The sequence below is a fragment of the Sporosarcina sp. P2 genome (genome assembly GCF_002743255.1).
Taxonomy (GTDB): domain Bacteria; phylum Bacillota; class Bacilli; order Bacillales_A; family Planococcaceae; genus Sporosarcina.
Genome location: NZ_PDYY01000017.1, coordinates 1 through 16,251, shown reverse-complemented (window position 1 = coordinate 16,251; position 16,251 = coordinate 1). Strand labels below are relative to the sequence as shown.

The 16,251-nt window shown below is 41.5% G+C and carries 15 protein-coding genes; 4 read left to right on the top strand and 11 right to left on the bottom strand.

The window, feature by feature from the left end; genetic code table 11:
* Nucleotides 1-13: 13 nt before the first annotated feature.
* The 9 genes from CSV67_RS15115 to CSV67_RS15080 form a co-directional block, all read right to left on the bottom strand.
* The gene (locus CSV67_RS15115; protein WP_099632435.1) at nt 14-676 is read right to left on the bottom strand and encodes a uracil-DNA glycosylase; all 663 of its coding nucleotides are present in this window, start codon (nt 674-676) and stop codon (nt 14-16) included.
* A gap of 108 nt (nt 677-784) precedes the next feature.
* On the bottom strand, nt 785-1,927 hold the full coding sequence (locus tag CSV67_RS15110) for an MFS transporter (RefSeq protein ID WP_199173201.1): 1,143 nt from the start codon (nt 1,925-1,927) through the stop codon (nt 785-787).
* A gap of 418 nt (nt 1,928-2,345) precedes the next feature.
* The gene (locus CSV67_RS15105; RefSeq protein WP_099632433.1) at nt 2,346-3,308 is read right to left on the bottom strand and encodes a siderophore ABC transporter substrate-binding protein; all 963 of its coding nucleotides are present in this window, start codon (nt 3,306-3,308) and stop codon (nt 2,346-2,348) included.
* Between the two features lie 33 nt (nt 3,309-3,341).
* Nucleotides 3,342-4,103 (bottom strand): iron ABC transporter ATP-binding protein, encoded by a 762-nt coding sequence (locus tag CSV67_RS15100; protein ID WP_099632432.1) that lies wholly within the window; start codon nt 4,101-4,103, stop codon nt 3,342-3,344.
* Entirely contained in the window at nt 4,100-5,050 is a 951-nt protein-coding gene (locus CSV67_RS15095; protein WP_099632431.1) for an iron chelate uptake ABC transporter family permease subunit, read from the bottom strand. The genes CSV67_RS15100 and CSV67_RS15095 overlap by 4 nt, the downstream gene beginning before the upstream one ends.
* The gene (locus CSV67_RS15090) at nt 5,043-5,993 is read right to left on the bottom strand and encodes an ABC transporter permease (protein WP_099632430.1); all 951 of its coding nucleotides are present in this window, start codon (nt 5,991-5,993) and stop codon (nt 5,043-5,045) included. The genes CSV67_RS15095 and CSV67_RS15090 overlap by 8 nt, the downstream gene beginning before the upstream one ends.
* A 230-nt stretch (nt 5,994-6,223) precedes the next feature.
* The gene (locus tag CSV67_RS16715; RefSeq protein WP_158232960.1) at nt 6,224-6,430 is read right to left on the bottom strand and encodes a DUF6612 family protein; all 207 of its coding nucleotides are present in this window, start codon (nt 6,428-6,430) and stop codon (nt 6,224-6,226) included.
* Nucleotides 6,431-6,584: 154 nt separating this feature from the next.
* Entirely contained in the window at nt 6,585-7,853 is a 1,269-nt protein-coding gene (gene hflX / locus CSV67_RS15085; protein WP_099632429.1) for a GTPase HflX, read from the bottom strand.
* A 74-nt stretch (nt 7,854-7,927) separates the two neighbouring features.
* Nucleotides 7,928-8,188 (bottom strand): VOC family protein, encoded by a 261-nt coding sequence (locus CSV67_RS15080; RefSeq protein ID WP_158232959.1) that lies wholly within the window; start codon nt 8,186-8,188, stop codon nt 7,928-7,930.
* A gap of 203 nt (nt 8,189-8,391) precedes the next feature.
* Between CSV67_RS15080 and nfsA the strand changes: the two genes are divergently transcribed.
* Both nfsA and CSV67_RS15070 read left to right on the top strand, forming a co-directional pair.
* Nucleotides 8,392-9,123 (top strand): oxygen-insensitive NADPH nitroreductase, encoded by a 732-nt coding sequence (gene nfsA, locus CSV67_RS15075; RefSeq protein WP_099632427.1) that lies wholly within the window; start codon nt 8,392-8,394, stop codon nt 9,121-9,123.
* 22 nt (nt 9,124-9,145) lie between these two features.
* Nucleotides 9,146-10,342: a class I SAM-dependent methyltransferase gene (locus CSV67_RS15070; RefSeq protein WP_099632426.1), complete on the top strand. Its 1,197-nt coding sequence runs from the start codon at nt 9,146-9,148 to the stop codon at nt 10,340-10,342.
* Between the two features lie 56 nt (nt 10,343-10,398).
* On the opposite strand, the gene CSV67_RS15065 is transcribed toward CSV67_RS15070, so the two are convergent.
* On the bottom strand, nt 10,399-11,583 hold the full coding sequence (locus CSV67_RS15065; protein WP_099632425.1) for a MalY/PatB family protein: 1,185 nt from the start codon (nt 11,581-11,583) through the stop codon (nt 10,399-10,401).
* Between the two features lie 146 nt (nt 11,584-11,729).
* Between CSV67_RS15065 and CSV67_RS15060 the strand changes: the two genes are divergently transcribed.
* A complete protein-coding gene (locus CSV67_RS15060; protein ID WP_158232958.1) occupies nt 11,730-13,958 on the top strand; it encodes an S-layer homology domain-containing protein in 2,229 nt (742 codons plus the stop codon).
* 62 nt (nt 13,959-14,020) lie between these two features.
* On the opposite strand, the gene putP is transcribed toward CSV67_RS15060, so the two are convergent.
* A complete protein-coding gene (putP, locus tag CSV67_RS15055; protein ID WP_099632423.1) occupies nt 14,021-15,502 on the bottom strand; it encodes a sodium/proline symporter PutP in 1,482 nt (493 codons plus the stop codon).
* Between the two features lie 227 nt (nt 15,503-15,729).
* Here putP and CSV67_RS15050 point away from each other — a divergent pair, with 227 nt between their 5' ends.
* Complete coding sequence (locus CSV67_RS15050; protein WP_099632422.1) at nt 15,730-16,053, top strand: YbjQ family protein; 324 nt, start codon at nt 15,730-15,732, stop codon at nt 16,051-16,053.
* Nucleotides 16,054-16,251: the final 198 nt, after the last annotated feature.

Here is a 16,251-nt window from a genome sequence, read left to right as displayed (position 1 = left end):
CCTCATTTCTACCTTATTCAAACGGATACCGCATTTCCCCTTGGAGATATTCACCAATCCGGTGCCAATCGGCTTCCAGATCAGGTCTATGGGATGGGCGATAAAAGACGGATGCTGGATGGAATGTCGGTATGATAGTGTACGATTCATCTGTTAAACTATATTGTTTATCATCCAATTTCGCTAAATATTGTACAGGTTGCGTTAGTACTTGTCCATGAAGAGCCGTGACCTTCGCATGTTTACCTAGCAATCGCTGCAGACCTATATTGCCGAGTGTTACGATAAGCTTCGGTTTAAGGTTGGCTACTTCAAAATCAAGGACCTGTGCATGAGCCAATTGCTCTTTTTGTGTCGGTGGACGATTATACTTTCGTTCCGTCAAACTACCATCCCGTTCTTTCCTCGTTCCCCATTTGTACGGTCTACTGCGGAACGAACTCGTCATATAGACATCTTCACGTGTTAGCCCAATCGATGCAAGAGATTTCATTAATTCATCACCTGCGCGACCGATGAACGGAACACCATGTATCGCTTCGTGTTCCCCCGGTGCTTCACCAATCAGCAAAAGTGTTGGTGATTGCGGCCCTTCTCCGTGGACAAATCCTTCCACTGGAAATCCCTCGCTACGTTCTAAAGCTATACGCGCAATTTCATCTGGTACACGAAACATTGTATTCACTCCTTTCTGTAATTATAAAGGTTTTACTACCGAATAAAAAATGTTAGCCATCGAAAAAGCCGCTCCCATTTATATAAAATGGAAACGACTTATTTTATACTATGTTAACTCAGTTTGTTTCGTTTCTGTTCCAAGGAAAATGACAGCTAGTACACCTACCATGATGGCTGCACAGAAAATACCAAAAATGACTCCGAAACCGTATCCAGCTGTTAACAGTGAACCAACGAGAAGCGGTCCGAAAATCCCCCCCACACGCCCGACCGCTGCTGACACTCCAGAGCCTGTCGCTCGAATAGCGGTAGGATATTGTTCCGGCGAATACGCATAGAGCGCTCCCCAAGCACCCAAGTTAAAGAAGGATAGAAACGCACCTGCGACCATCAATGTAGTCAATGTCTCCGCATTACCGAAAGCTAGAGCACTGAGTGCCGTTCCGAATAAATAGGTAGCGAGGACGAATTTTCGTCCCATGCGTTCAATTAGCCAAGCGGCACTGAAATAACCTGGTAACTGTGCTATGGTCATCAATAATACATAGCCAAAGCTTTTGATTAAACTGAAGCCTTTGATCACCATGACGCTTGGTAGCCAAAGGAACATGCCGTAATACGAGAAGACCACCGCAAACCATACGATCCACAGCATAAGGGTCCGTTTTCTAAATGCTGGCGACAGTAATTGCTTTAGTTTCTGTCCTGTCGTTTGTGATATTTTTTCTTGCTCTACAAACTTCTTGGAGTCGGGTAAATTACGTCGTAAGTAAATCGCATAAAATGCCGGTAGTGCCGTGATGATCAGTGCTACTCTCCAACCGAATTCCGGGATAATGAAATACGCTATTAAAGCCGCTAAGAGCCAGCCCGCCGCCCAGAAGCTCTCAAGTAACACCACTACACGTCCCCGCTCTTTTGCGGATACGCTTTCCGCAACCAATGTAGAGGCAACAGGCAACTCCCCACCCAACCCTGCTCCTACTAAGAAGCGTAAGGCTAAAAACGCCCATAACGTCGTCGTCAAAGCGGATAAGCCGCTGGCAACTGAAAATAAAACCAATGTCATCATAAATACTTGCTTACGTCCAATTCGGTCCGCCAATAAACCGAATACGAATGCACCTATCGCCATACCGATGGAGTTAATGCTACCGATCCAGCCCATCTCAGATGAAGTCAGATTCCAATCTACAGCTAATGCAGCAATGACGAATGACAGAATTCCAACATCCATTGCATCGAACATCCAGCCAGTGCCTGCGATTCCTAGTAATTTATTTCGTGAGATTTCTTTCTTTTTCACGGGGCTTCTACCTTTCTATTGTGCAATCTTTATATGTCTTTACAGGTGTCATTATAGCACTTTTTAATGGTATTTGACTAGTTTTGTTTAGTGGATATTTTTGGATGTTGTTTGTTAGTGTAGTTATTGAGCGGGACGGCTGTGGTTTTGAGCGGAGTGCGAACGGGATAGAGCGGGAAGGCCACGGCTTTGAGCGGATAGCGAACGGGATAGAGCGCGACGACTACCCCTTTGAGCGGTGAGCGAACGGGATAGAGCGCTCCTCAAAGTTTATTGAGCGCAATCCATAAATTAAAGCTAAAGAATAATTATGTAATACAAAAATCCCAGAAGACAGAGTCTCCCGGGATTTCATTCGTTCTTATAGGCCAGCTTCTACTTCTTTGATCATTTCTTTGATCGATTGAAGTCCGCCACCAGATAGGTACCAGTATTCGCCGTTCAAATAAACCATTTTGTCGTTCTTGAATGCGTTTGTTTTCTTCACAAGATCGTTTTCAACAGAATCTTTCGCTGTTGCGCCGTTACCGATGGCTGCGTCACGGTCGATCACGAAGAGAATATCTGGGTTCGTTTCTAAGATGTATTCAAATGTAATATTTTGTCCGTGTGTAGAAACTTCAATTTTTTCATCAGCAGGTTTAAAACCAAATACGTCATGAACTAGTCCGAAACGTGAGCTTGGGCCGTATGCACTTACTTTCCCTTCAGTTGCCAGGATGATTAATGCATTGCTGTCGATGCCCTCAGTTTTAGTTTTGATTTCTTCGATGCTTGCATCTACGTCTGCTAATTCAGTGTTCATTTCATCTTCTTTATCGAAGATTGTAGCGATTTTATCCATGTTCTCTTTGAAAGATTCCATGTAGTTAGATGTATCAACACCCATGTAGATTGTTGGAGCGATTTCAGATAACTGATCATACAAGTCTGTTTGACGTCCAGAGATGAAGATCACATCTGGCTTCATTGCATTGATTGCTTCAAAGTCAGGCTCTTTCAAACTACCAAGATTCTCATACTTTTTATCTTCGTATTTAGAAAGGTAACCCGGTACGTTTGATTGTGGAAGACCTGCCACTTCAATTCCTAGCTCATCCAATGTATCCAATGTTCCAAAGTCAAAAACTACTACCTTTTCAGGGTTCTTTTCAAGTGTTGTTTCACCAAGTTCATGTGTAATTGTTACCTCTGTGCTTTCTTCAGCTGGCTTATCTTCAGGTGTAGCATTGTCTGCAGGTTTTTCTTCGTCTTTTGCACCGCCACAAGCAGCCAGTGCAAGCATTAAGATTAATGCGAATAAGGATAGAGTAAGTTTTTTCATTTCAGTATAATTCCTCACTTTTTATAGTTTATTTTAAGAGTTAAAATACACACAAATACGGCAATCCTTCATTTGTTGTATCGGAATTTCCATATCGTAAATTTCTCGTAATGATTCGGAGGTGATAATATCGTTTGTTACACCGTCTTTGACGACTTTTCCGTTCTTCAATGCCACGATACGGTCTGAATAGACAGAAGCAAAGTTGATGTCATGCAAGACGATGACCACCGTTTTGCCAAGTTCATCAACGAGCTGACGCAAGATTTTCATGATTTGCACAGAGTGTTTCATGTCCAAGTTATTCAATGGTTCGTCGAGTAAAATATAATCGGTGTCTTGTGCAATCGTCATGGCAATGAAAGCTCGTTGACGCTGACCGCCGGATAATTCATCCAAATAGGCTTCTTGCATGTTTGTCAGGCCCATATATTCCAACGCCTGATCCACCATCCGCTCATCTTCTTCCTGAAGACGGCCCTTACAGTGCGGGAAACGACCGAACGAAACAAGTTCGCGAATGGTAAGTTTGACATTCATGAAGTTGGATTGCTTTAAAATCGCGACGCGTTTAGCGAAGTCATTGGATTTCATGTCTTTCACTTTACCTTTGTCGAGCAATACTTCGCCCGTGTCAGCATCCATTAATCGACTTACCATCGATAGAAGAGTAGATTTACCAGCCCCGTTCGGTCCAATGAATGATGTGATTTTTCCACGGTGAATATTTACACTGACCTTTTCGACGACTGCTTTTTTTCCATAAAACTTCGTTAGCTCACGAACTTGGATCATGAAGATCGACTCTCCTTTAATAATAAGTAGATAAAGTAAATGCCACCGACAAAGTTAATGATCACACTGAGTGTGGTCGAGAAAGAAAATAAACGTTCAACAATCCATTGTCCACCCACTAATGCAATGACACTCATCAGTGCAGCGCCGGCAATTAACACCGAGTGCTTAAACGTGTTGAAGAATTGGTAAGACAAATTGGCTACGATCAACCCGAAGAATGTAATCGGGCCTACAAGTGCCGTGGACACCGCAATTAGTACTGCCGATAAAATCAACATGATTTTGACGACCGACTGGTAGGGCACACCTAGATTAATTGCTGTATCCCGTCCCAATGATAAAACATCGAGTTCATTGATATAGCGCCAACCAATCAGAAGTGTGATGACTAATATCGCCAACGCCCACCAAACGAGATCTCCATTGATATTGTTGAAACTCGCAAACATCTTATCTTGCACACGCAAGAATTCATTCGGATCAATCATTACTTGCAGGAATGTCGAAATACTTCCAAAGAATGTACCGACGATGATACCGACTAATAATAAGAAATAGATCGGCCGGTTCCCTTTACCGAATAAGAAGTGATAGAGCAGCAAGGCGAACACTATCATCGCACCAACAGACAGCATGAAGTTAAATTGCTGGTTGATCAGTACAAATGAAGTCGATCCGAAAAAGAAAATTAGAACGGTTTGCAGCAGGATATAAAGCGAATCCAACCCCATGATACTTGGCGTTAAGATACGGTTATGCGTGATTGTCTGGAAAATAACTGTAGAGTATGCCACTGCCACACCTGTTAAGATCATCGCCACCACTTTGACCGCTCTTCTGGGAAGTGCATAGTCATAGCTGCCGTTCAAGTCTTGGAATAGATATAATCCGCAAAATACTAATGAGAATGTTAATAAAATCAGTAGCTTCGTTGAATTACGCATAGGCTTTCCCCCTAAACAACAAGAACAGGAAGATTGCGCTTCCTATGACACCGACCATTAAACTGATCGAGATTTCATAAGGGAAGATAATAACCCTGCCTAGAATGTCACAGATAAGGAGGAAGATCGCGCCTAGCAATGCAGTATGCGGCAACGTCTTTTGTAGATGGTCTCCTTTAAAAATCGAGACGATGTTCGGAATGATTAACCCTAGGAAAGGAATTAATCCTACCGTCAATACAACGGTTGTCGTAATTAATGCGACCAAGATCAACCCGATGTTGACGATACTCTTGTAAGCGAGTCCTAAGTTCTTGGAAAAGTCTTCTCCCATACCTGCCACCGTAAATCGATTCGCATATAAATATGTAATGATCAACACAGGTATACTAATATACAAAAGCTCATAACGGCCTTTCATGATCATGGAAAAATCTCCTTGAAGCCAAGCAGACATATTCTGGATCACGTTTGCTTTAAATGCAAAAAATGTGGCGATGGAAGAAAGGATATTCCCAAACATCAATCCAACAAGGGGAATGAAGATCGCATCTTTAAATTTAATACGTTCAAGAATTTGCATAAACAAGAAAGTGCCTAGTAAGGCGAATGTGAACGATACCGCCATTTTCTCTAATAGTGTTGCGTTGGTAAATATCAACATAGACACTAAGATTCCCAGTTTAGTCGCATCCAACGTTCCCGCCGTGGTTGGAGATACAAACTTATTGCGGCTTAGTTGTTGCATAATCAGACCTGCAATACTCATACCTGCGCCTGCAAGTAATATCGCGACTAATCGAGGAACTCGACTAATCAAGAATATTTCTGTTGCTTCAGAACGCCAGTCCAATAGGTCCGCTGGTGTGATTCGGCTTGCACCGACAAACAGCGAGAGAAGTGATAAAAGTATAACTGCTGTAATTAAGTAACGTTTCTTCATGAAGAACTCCGATATCGAATATTTGAGCATTTCTCACTTAAATGAAAATGATTATCATTCGCTCAAGAACAACATTACTCCGTTTAACATATGATGTCAATATCTAAATGAAAATCGTTATCAATACTTTTTGGGAATTAAACATTACAAGACTTAAGTAACGTTATTTAACTATGTAGAATCATACGAAAAAACCATTTTCCATATGATTCGGAAAACGGTGAATTCATTTACTGCTGATTTATCCCTTGATCCATTTCTTGAGCGCTATCCATTATTTCTTTCAGTACTTTAATTTCATCAATCTCATTAATCTTTGTCACAATACCCTTAATTCTCTGTGTGACTGTAACTTTCTTACCTTGCTCGTCCATGGTCATAATCATATCCATGTCAAAATCCTTTGTGAAGAAGATCTTTTTATAATTACTGTGCATAAAGAAAAGTATATTAAGTCTTTTTTCTTATTTCTATTAAAGATGTTTAGATCTTTGTAATTCGGGCAAACTAGAAGCATCCCACCCCCTTTCTCTTCTTATAAAGATAAAAGGATTTGGCTGCATGCATTGCGCATGCAGCCTTTTTTTACGTTCACTTTAAAATGAATTCTTGAAGACGTTCACATTCACTTTCGGGCATTTCCACAGTCATCAATGTTCCTTCTTCTTCGTATGCCGTATCTTTAATCGAAGCATTTTCATTGAGATGGGCAACGATTTCCCCACGGTCGTATGGAATCATTAATTTACACGTGACATATTGTCGAAATAAGTTTTGTTGGATTAAAGTTAGCAATTCAGAGATACCTTTATTTTCGCCAGCTGACATCCAAATACTCTGATCCTTTACACGCGGATAGGAGATTTCAGTCAAGTCCGATTTATTATATATGTTGATAGTAGGGATACTTTTTACACCAATATCTCCTAGTGTTTCGTTGGTAACATCCATCATATGACCATGTTCTTCGTCGGAAACATCCACAACATGCAGCAGTAAGTCAGCATTCTTAGCTTCTTCTAGTGTCGAACGGAATGCTTGGACAAGATGGTGAGGGAGTTTGGAAACGAACCCTACGGTATCCGTTAAAATAAATTCCTTTTTATCTTGCAGTTTGATTTTTCTTACAGCGGTTTCCAGCGTTGCGAACAACATATTTTTTTCACTAACTTCTTTGGATTCATCTACATCCGTATATTGCAACAATCGATTCATCAACGTGGATTTCCCAGCGTTTGTATAACCCACGATCGATACAACAGGTATGCCGCTTCTGACACGCTGTTTTCGCTGTGTTTCACGTTGATCACTCACATGCTCGAGTTCTCGGCGAAGTTTCGCAATCTGATCTTCGATTTTCCGACGGTCGAGCTCAAGCTTCGTTTCACCGGCTCCTTTATTCTGTAAGCCGCCACCTGTTCCGCCACCTTGCCTACTGAGTGAAGCACGAAGTCCAACAAGTCTCGGCAATGTATATTGCAGTTGCGCCAATTCAACTTGCATCTGCGCCTCTCGATTGCGTGCCCGTCTTGCAAAAATATCCAATATAAGCATAGTACGATCAATGATTTTACATTCTAGATCTCTCTCCAGATTTCGCAATTGGGAAGGTGATAATTCATCATTGAAGATGAGTAAATTTGCTTCAGATTCCTCATATACACTACGGATTTCATCAATCTTGCCTTTTCCAATATAAGTAGATGGATTTTTCCGTTCTAAATTCTGTGTCACTTCACCTAGGACTTCCACATTGATTGCTTCCGCCAAATTCTTTAATTCTTCCATCGCATATTCAAAGTGCAAATCCTTCTGTTCGTGCACGCCAACTATTATGGCCTTTTCAATTAACACATCCATGCTAGCATCCCCCTGACATCTTTATATATAGTTTACCCTACGTTCTGTTTGCTAACCGTTCGTGGTGAAATGAATCATTGCCAACCGTCTCCAGTTTGCTGACCATGAAAGTATTGTGCAATAAGCGGCAGATCCGTTGCCGCGATTCTGACTTTGTCTTCGTCTTCTACGGTTAGCCATTCATTATATACATTGTCAGCATACAATAACGCATTCGCTGTTCCAAAGCTTTCATGCTGTCCTAGAACTGCTGCCCGATTACCTTTTGCACGTAGTTCCATGACTATGCTGTGTGGATCATCCTGAGTGAAATAGATAAGGTGGTCGAGTTTCATAGTAAGCATGCCCTCCTAAATAGATGATTTTCTTCTATCATATCAAACCTGTCCTATCAATCGAGTTCTCCACCTTTCTTAGTATGAGATCAGCTACAGTCAAAATAAGCTTCAGTGTTTCCCGAAAGGTCAGAATAGTGTAGGATAATAGAAGAGTTTCAGGGATATATATATCCTGATGAAAACGAATGCGGAGGGATTGTATGGTAATCGATTTATTAAAATCTCACTCATCGGTTCGACGTTATAAGGATGAACCGATTTCAAGAGAGACAGTGATTGAACTAATTAAAGCGGGTCAACACGCAGCCAGTTCTCACTTCGTGCAAGCATGTACCGTAATGTATGTAACGGACACGGAAAAACGTGGTCAGTTGGCCGAACTATCCAAGAATCGCCGTCAATTCTATACAGCCGGCGCAGTCTTAGTATTTTGTATGGACTATAACCGATTATCTCACGCCGCCCGTTTACATAGTCAAGAAATTGACTATACAGTAGCGGAGAATGTGCTAGTTGGTGCAATCGACGTTGGTCTATTCTCACAAAATGTCGTCATTGCTGCCGAATCAAAAGGCTACGGTATTTGCTATATCGGCGGTGTACGAAATGCAATGGAAGAAATCTCAGAAGTACTGGAATTGCCAAAAGGCGTTGTGCCTCTATTTGGATTGTCCATCGGAGTTCCAAATGAATCCAATGAGGTCAAGCCGCGTTTACCTGTAGAAGCCGTCTTGCATGAAAACACGTATAACGAAGATCAGTATAAGGATCTATTGCCAGCATATGATGAAATAATGAAAGAATACTATGCGAGTCGTGATACCAATCAGCGTGATGCGATGTGGACGAAAGAAATGGCGGATTTCCTTGAGACACCAAGAAGGACGGATCTCGAGGCTTTCTTACAAAAACAAGGATTCCTATTGAACTGAAGAAAGACAGGAGTGTCAAACGATGTCAGTAGATGACGTGCTGGAACTACTCCAGCGACGCATGACAGATGGAACATTCATCCGTGCCACAATTAGCGGGCCACGAATGAAATCCAATGATGTGAAACGAATTAAATTAAAGCCACTTGAACTAAAAGGTCAATTTTATATTCAATTTGAATATCAGCATGAACGTATTCTCAAACATGTTAATGTGGCACTTGAAGACGTGGCGCAACCATTGCATGACGCTTTGGAAAACTTTAAGCAATTCCATGTTGATTTATCAGATGAAACGATGCAGATTCAACTATCCAAGAAGATGAAAGTGTCAATCAAACGAATTTTTCTCGATACGGAAAAGACAGTCGACTATGCGCATAATCGGACGAAGAATTACGCTTTGCATGAAGGTACACCTTACCCATTTCTCATTCGTCTCGGCGTTCAAACACCGGATGGTAAGGTCAAAAATCAAAAACATGATAAGTTTCGTCAGATTAATCGCTTCGTTGAACTGATTGATGACACACTTTCTCACTTGCCAAAAGACCGACCGATTCGGATTTTGGATTTCGGATCAGGTAAATCTTATTTGACATTTGCACTGTATCACTACTTGCGAATTGAAAGAGACCTCGATATTCGAGTAACTGGATTAGATCTAAAGAAAGAAGTCATTGAAGAATGCCAGGAAATTGCACGTGATTTGCAATACGATCAGCTAGAGTTTCTAGTAGGCGATATTAATGAATATGATGGGGATACTGCAGTCGATATGGTCGTCACACTTCACGCATGTGACGTGGCAACAGATATGGCATTGGCTAAAGCAGTCAACTGGGGAGCTTCAGTCATCCTTTCTGTTCCTTGTTGTCAGCATGAGCTGTTTTCACAAGTTCAATCCCCTGCACTCGACATCATGTTGCAACATGGATTAGTGAAAGAACGTTTTGCTGCACTTGCAACTGATTCCATCCGCGCTGAGCTGCTGACATTAGTTGGCTATGAATCACAACTTGTGGAGTTTATCGATATGGAGCATACACCGAAGAACATCTTGATACGTGCCTATCGAAATGATAAAAAGCCAACTCCAGAGCAAATTGATCGTTACGCAGCATTCAGGAATATGTTGCAGGCGAAGCCTTTCTTGGAAAATGAACTGAAGCATTTGCTAAGTTTTCTACCGGCACATGACAATCAGAACCTATCATAACGAAAAAGATCGACGCAATGTCCTATTACGACAATGCGGCGATCTTTTTATATATCTTAAGATTGTGGCAAATGCTCGATAATGCTATCCACTGCTTGCTTAATATAGTGCGGTTTCGTGCCGAGATTTAAACGAATGAAGCCTTTCGAGTTTTCACCAAACCACTCTCCGTAGTCGATTGCCAGTTTACATGTATCTTGAACAAATTCTTTTACACCGTCTGGTTGGATATGTGCACGCAAGTCAATCCACAATAAGTACGTCCCTTCCAACGGTGTAACGATTAACTTGGGCGCATGCTCTGCGAACTGTTCGACCGCATAGCGTTCATTCGATTTAACGACTTCTCGCAATCCTTCAAGCCAGTCTGTACCATGATTATAAGCTGCTTCTGCAGCCGTCATACCTAGCATATTTACTTCTGTTTGACTAACAGATTTCACAAACGTATCGAACTGCTCTAGCAACGCTTTATTTTCAATTATGATCTGTGATGTCAACAAGCCCGCCAAGTTGAATGTTTTGGAAGCCGAAGTAACGGTAATGACACGCTCAGAGTACTTCCCTTCAGCAACGATTGCAGAGGGTATATGTGTGTGATCACCAAACGTCATATCATGATGTATCTCATCGGACACTACTATTACATCATGCTTTTCACAGATCGACAGAAGCCTCTCTGCTTCCTCTGCTGTCCACACACGACCAACGGGATTATGCGGTGTACAATGAATGAATAATTTTACGTCATTCTCCACTATTTGCTTCTCAAAGTCCTCAAAATCAATCGTGTAAATACCCGCTGTATTAATGAGCTCACTGCTAATCAGTGTGCGGCCGGTATCTTTTACTGCGTTGGCGAAAGGATAATAGACCGGAGACAGGATAATCACGGCTTCTGTAGGTTTCGTAAAGGCATTAACAAACCAGTACAGAGCCGTCACGACACCTGTTGAAAAACGCATCCATTCCTCTTTCACTTCATATCCATGATGCTCACGTTCCCAGTTAATGAACGCTTCAAAATAGGATTTAGGTGCATATGTATAGCCAAACACCCCAAAGTCCACTTTTTCTTTCAACGCTTCTATCACTTGCTCTGGAGCCTTAAACTCCATATCCGCTACCCAGGCCGCAAGTAAATCTGCATCTCCAAAACGTTCCTCAAGCTTGTCCCACTTCAGCGAGTTCGTACCCTTCCGATCAATTGCATAACGTTCCAAAAACTCTTCTTTATTCATATAGAAACCTCCACTTTTATCGATTTCATAACTGTCATTCTATTCCGATTGTATCATATGTCCCCTTTTGCTTCCTCCGTTGTTGTTATGAATTATTTTGGGGTATACTAGAGTATTGAAGCAGCATTTAGTTGGAGGTCATGAAAGTGAGAAAATGGAATACTGTAACACTTTTACTAGCATTACTTTTCATTTGTTCCATACAGTCTGTCAGCGCACAAACGACAGATGTAAAATATATAGATGTCCCGGATCATCACTGGGCGAAAAATGAAATCATGCAGTTGGATGAAATGAAAATCATTACAGGCAATTTTGATATGCAGTTCCATCCTGAAACACCGCTAACAAAAGGACAGGTCGCTGTTTCTTTATCTAAAATCTTTGGATCAAAATTTATTGATAAATCCTACGGTTTTTCAGATATTGCCTGGGGATCGGATAAAGGACGTTTTGCTTTGACTGCGGTCGAAAATGGCTGGATTCAACCAAGCAGACGAGGTTTTTTCGGCTTTGATGAACCATTGACGAAAACAGAACTCTGGAACTCATTCATTACGGCTTTTGATATGGAAAAGGACTTCGGTAAAATATTAGCCACTAGTTGGCCTTCTAGTTCGGATAGAGTTACATTAAGAAATATTCCCGTTTACACGTATCCTCAAGCGGAGGAATTTCTTCATTACGGTGACTCGATCGTATCAAGAGCATATTTTTCAAAAGCATTGCATCGGATACTAGTGGAAACTAATCGTATTAAACAACCGAAGCAGTTTACTCTTTCCACCCCAGAAGAGTCCGGTCACTATAGTAAAAGCGTCCCCGAGACTTATTTAGGAAGTGTCCCATTCAATACACACCCTCTTTATTTGCGCTCTGAGGAAACATTTGCATACAAAGACTTTACACAAACTAATTATGGGTTTTCACGTGATAGTGCGTATACATATGCTGTCGGAAAAGAAGGCGCTGAAATCAAATTGACAGTTCGTGAATTGCCTAACAAAGATGTATTTGTATTCTCGGAACTAACGAATCCAACTGACAAATCTATAAAGGTGGAAGTACTTCAAAAAGAACACGATATCGAACGGTTTGATCTATTCCGCTATGATCGCTATCCACTCATGCGTGAGAATCTAGATTTGGCGGATGCGGATATGACAACTTATCCAACAGGCTTGCTGCGCTTCATCAAGACGGACGGTACTGTGGAAGAACGAATGATTGGACAGGCCTATCAATCCAAACAATTATCACTTCGCTATGATAATGATGAAGAAAGTGTTTCGCGTGAACTCCTTGGAGAGCGAGAGAATTTCTCCTATGCGTTAGCCGGTAAAACGCTTTTATCATCCTATACACTACAAGCTAACGCAGGCGAAATAGTGGATCACTGGTATGTAGATTCTGATGAGCAATTGTTTAATTCAAAAGATGACCTATTCAAGTGGATGAGAGAAACAAGTCAGAACCACAAGAAGCGCAATAAGTGGTACACAGCTGAAGGTTCATATAATAAATTGGCTGACTCAACAGAACCGATGCCCGTTACAGGTCAAAACTATGGTCGTAATTTATTGATGTTAAAAGAAGATCGCGCATTGACGCTTTATCACGAAAATAAAGGACGTTATTTTGAGAATTTAGTCTATAACGCTTTCGTCAACTTGAAAAACTTTAAAGAGGACAAAGACTACTGGGAAACAGAAGTAACCAGTACGTATCTTAAAAACTTATATGACATTCACGCACCCTTTATTGATACGCGTTTCAATGAACAAATTGCTTTATTCTATTATAATAGCGGCGATGAGTTTGGAATTCCATCTGCGAATGAACCACTGCGCGATTATGCTGACCTTCTCGTATCCCAGCAACGAAAAGGCAATATTATTCGAGTAGCTAGTGATGCTTATTACATTGCTGACTACTTTCCAATCAAACAGAAAGTCACTACCCATACATCCATGAATCATGCACTCGGTGGTATGAATATTTTACTCATGTCTTACCAGGCGTTCGGGGATTGGCGATATCTTCACACCGCGCGCAATATCCAGCGAGCCATTGTCTATCAAAAAGACAAATGGATTCGCAACAATGGAGACATTTGGTACAAGATTTCTCCGGAATCCACTTTTAAGGGCGATGATTATAAACATTTAACGCTGGAAGACTTGATAGACTCCTATCAACTTTGGCAACAAATCGATCCAATTTACTTGCCTACACTTAAGCAACTAATTATTTCGAAGGCCAATTTCCTATCAAATGAAAAACTCGGCTATACGACGAAGATTAAAAAAGGCTTGAAGAAAATTGGATTATACGAGTATCTGCCCGATGGCGACGAAGTGACGGACGCGTTATAAATGATATAGACAGAGAAAAGAGAGCTATCCATTGCATATTGCGCAATGGATAGCTCTCTTTTTCACATCTCTTTTTCAAGTAATTCCAATGTGTCATCGTATTCTCTTTCAATAACAGGGTCTTGTTTATACGTTGCCTTGCTGACCAATACCGCAACAATAAGGCAAAGCACAAATCCGGGAACAATTTCATACAATGTGTCGTGCAGGAAATCGATACTTCCCCAAACACCTACCGTTACAGCACCAATAATCATACCGAACAATGCCCCTTTAGCTGTTAGCTTTCTCCAGTATAATGACAAGAGAATAATAGGACCAAACGCCCCGCCGAAACCTGCCCAAGCGAATGAAACCAACTTCAATACAGATTCTTTATTCGGCCAAGCGAGTACCATTGCGATGATCGTCACGACGAGAACAGCTAAACGCCCTAAAAATACGTAGTGACTATCTGTAGCATTTGTTTTGAAAACCGCTTTATATAAGTCTTCAATTAAAGCAGACGATGTCACGATCAATTGTGAAGATATCGTACTCATAATAGCCGCCAATACCGCCGCTAACATGATGCCTGCAATCAACGGATGAAAAATAATTTGTCCGAGAACGATAAAGACCGTTTCTGGATCCGCCAAGTCCGCGCTGTTTTGTTGAAAATAAGCGATACCAATTAATGCAGTAGCAATGGCACCAAACAAACTTAGCATCATCCAACCAATACCAATCCGTCTAGCACTCTTCGTCTCTTTCACTGACTTGATCGCCATGAAACGGACGATGATATGCGGCTGTCCAAAATAACCAAGTCCCCATGCAAGCGAGGAGATTATGGTGACAACACTAACACCTGACACAAGGTTCAGCAGTGCGGGATCCACTTCACGTATACTCGCTGCCGTTTCAGAGAAACCACCTGTGATAAAAATCCCGAACAACGGAACTAAAATCAGTGCCAAAAACATAATCAAGCCTTGTACAAAATCCGTATAACTAACTGCCAAGAATCCACCAAACAATGTATAAGCCAGAACTACCACCGATACAATAATCAGACCCGTATGATACTCAAGTCCAAATGAACTTTGGAAGAACTTCCCGCCGGCTACCATACCTGAAGATACATAGAACGTGAAAAACACTAAAATAATAATGCCTGAAGCCACTCTCAATAAGCGGGATGTATCTTTTAACCTGTTATCCAAGAAACTCGGGATCGTGATGGAGTTATTTGAAACTTGCGTATATGCACGTAAACGTGGTGCGACATATAACCAGTTTAAATAGGCACCCAATGTCAAACCAATTGCAATCCAGGCTTCACCCAGTCCACTTAGATAAATAGCACCCGGCAACCCCATCAATAGCCAACCCGACATATCAGAAGCTCCCGCACTTAATGCGGTGACTGCTGGTCCGAGCGACCGTCCACCTAACATATAATCCGTTAGATTCGATGTGCGTTTGAATGCATACCAACCGATTAGCAGCATGGCTATCATATAGACGACAATAGAAACGAGTTGGTACATTTGCTCCGTCATATAATCATCTCCTTTCTTACTATCAATATACTTATACTACCTTATGGATAGCACACTTTGAACATTTTTTTGGCGATTCGTAGAATTGAACTATTTTTTCATACAGTATTCCCCGGGAAATTACACCATTTGACACAGCAACTTAACGTAACGTACTTTACATATTCTACGCATATATTGAAACCATTCTTTCTATTGTAACGTATATAAAAAAAGGGGGAGATAAAATGTTACACACGACAACTAATATGCTGCAAGGTCGGACAATTGAAACGTATCACGGGATTGTATCAGGGGAAACCATTATGGGGGCAAATATCGTCAGGGATATTTTTGCATCTGTCACCGATATTGTAGGTGGACGCAGTGCTGCCTATGAAAGCAAACTAACGGAGGCACGGCAAACAGCATTGGATGAAATGTCTCAGAAAGCGAGTGCTATGGGAGCGAACGCTGTCATTGGTATAGACTTAGATTTCGAAATGGTACGTGAAGGCATGATGATGTGTATCGCAACCGGTACAGCCGTTACGTATCGCGACGGGGAGTAATTAAATCCACGAAAAGAGGCTGGGACATAACTTAAAATACAGTCCGTTCCCCTACGCTACAAAAGGCGCGCTTGAGCCTCCTCGTCGCTAAGTGCAAATACATGCTCTTAACGCTCCGCTTTTAATCGCAAAAGCCGTCCTTCGTAACGGCTCTCGCTACCTGCGGGGTCTCAACATTCGCGCTGAATCCCGCAGGAG

Coding starts and splice junctions, on each gene's coding strand:
- CSV67_RS15115 (WP_099632435.1), bottom strand. CDS start 676: ATGTTTCGTGTACCAGATGAAATTGCGCGTATAGCTTTAGAACGTAGC.
- CSV67_RS15110 (WP_199173201.1), bottom strand. CDS start 1,927: ATGTTCGATGCAATGGATGTTGGAATTCTGTCATTCGTCATTGCTGCA.
- CSV67_RS15105 (WP_099632433.1), bottom strand. CDS start 3,308: ATGAAAAAACTTACTCTATCCTTATTCGCATTAATCTTAATGCTTGCA.
- CSV67_RS15100 (WP_099632432.1), bottom strand. CDS start 4,103: ATGATCCAAGTTCGTGAGCTAACGAAGTTTTATGGAAAAAAAGCAGTC.
- CSV67_RS15095 (WP_099632431.1), bottom strand. CDS start 5,050: ATGCGTAATTCAACGAAGCTACTGATTTTATTAACATTCTCATTAGTA.
- CSV67_RS15090 (WP_099632430.1), bottom strand. CDS start 5,993: ATGAAGAAACGTTACTTAATTACAGCAGTTATACTTTTATCACTTCTC.
- CSV67_RS16715 (WP_158232960.1), bottom strand. CDS start 6,430: ATGCACAGTAATTATAAAAAGATCTTCTTCACAAAGGATTTTGACATG.
- hflX (WP_099632429.1), bottom strand. CDS start 7,853: ATGGATGTGTTAATTGAAAAGGCCATAATAGTTGGCGTGCACGAACAG.
- CSV67_RS15080 (WP_158232959.1), bottom strand. CDS start 8,188: ATGAAACTCGACCACCTTATCTATTTCACTCAGGATGATCCACACAGC.
- nfsA (WP_099632427.1), top strand. CDS start 8,392: ATGGTAATCGATTTATTAAAATCTCACTCATCGGTTCGACGTTATAAG.
- CSV67_RS15070 (WP_099632426.1), top strand. CDS start 9,146: ATGTCAGTAGATGACGTGCTGGAACTACTCCAGCGACGCATGACAGAT.
- CSV67_RS15065 (WP_099632425.1), bottom strand. CDS start 11,583: ATGAATAAAGAAGAGTTTTTGGAACGTTATGCAATTGATCGGAAGGGT.
- putP (WP_099632423.1), bottom strand. CDS start 15,502: ATGACGGAGCAAATGTACCAACTCGTTTCTATTGTCGTCTATATGATA.
- CSV67_RS15050 (WP_099632422.1), top strand. CDS start 15,730: ATGTTACACACGACAACTAATATGCTGCAAGGTCGGACAATTGAAACG.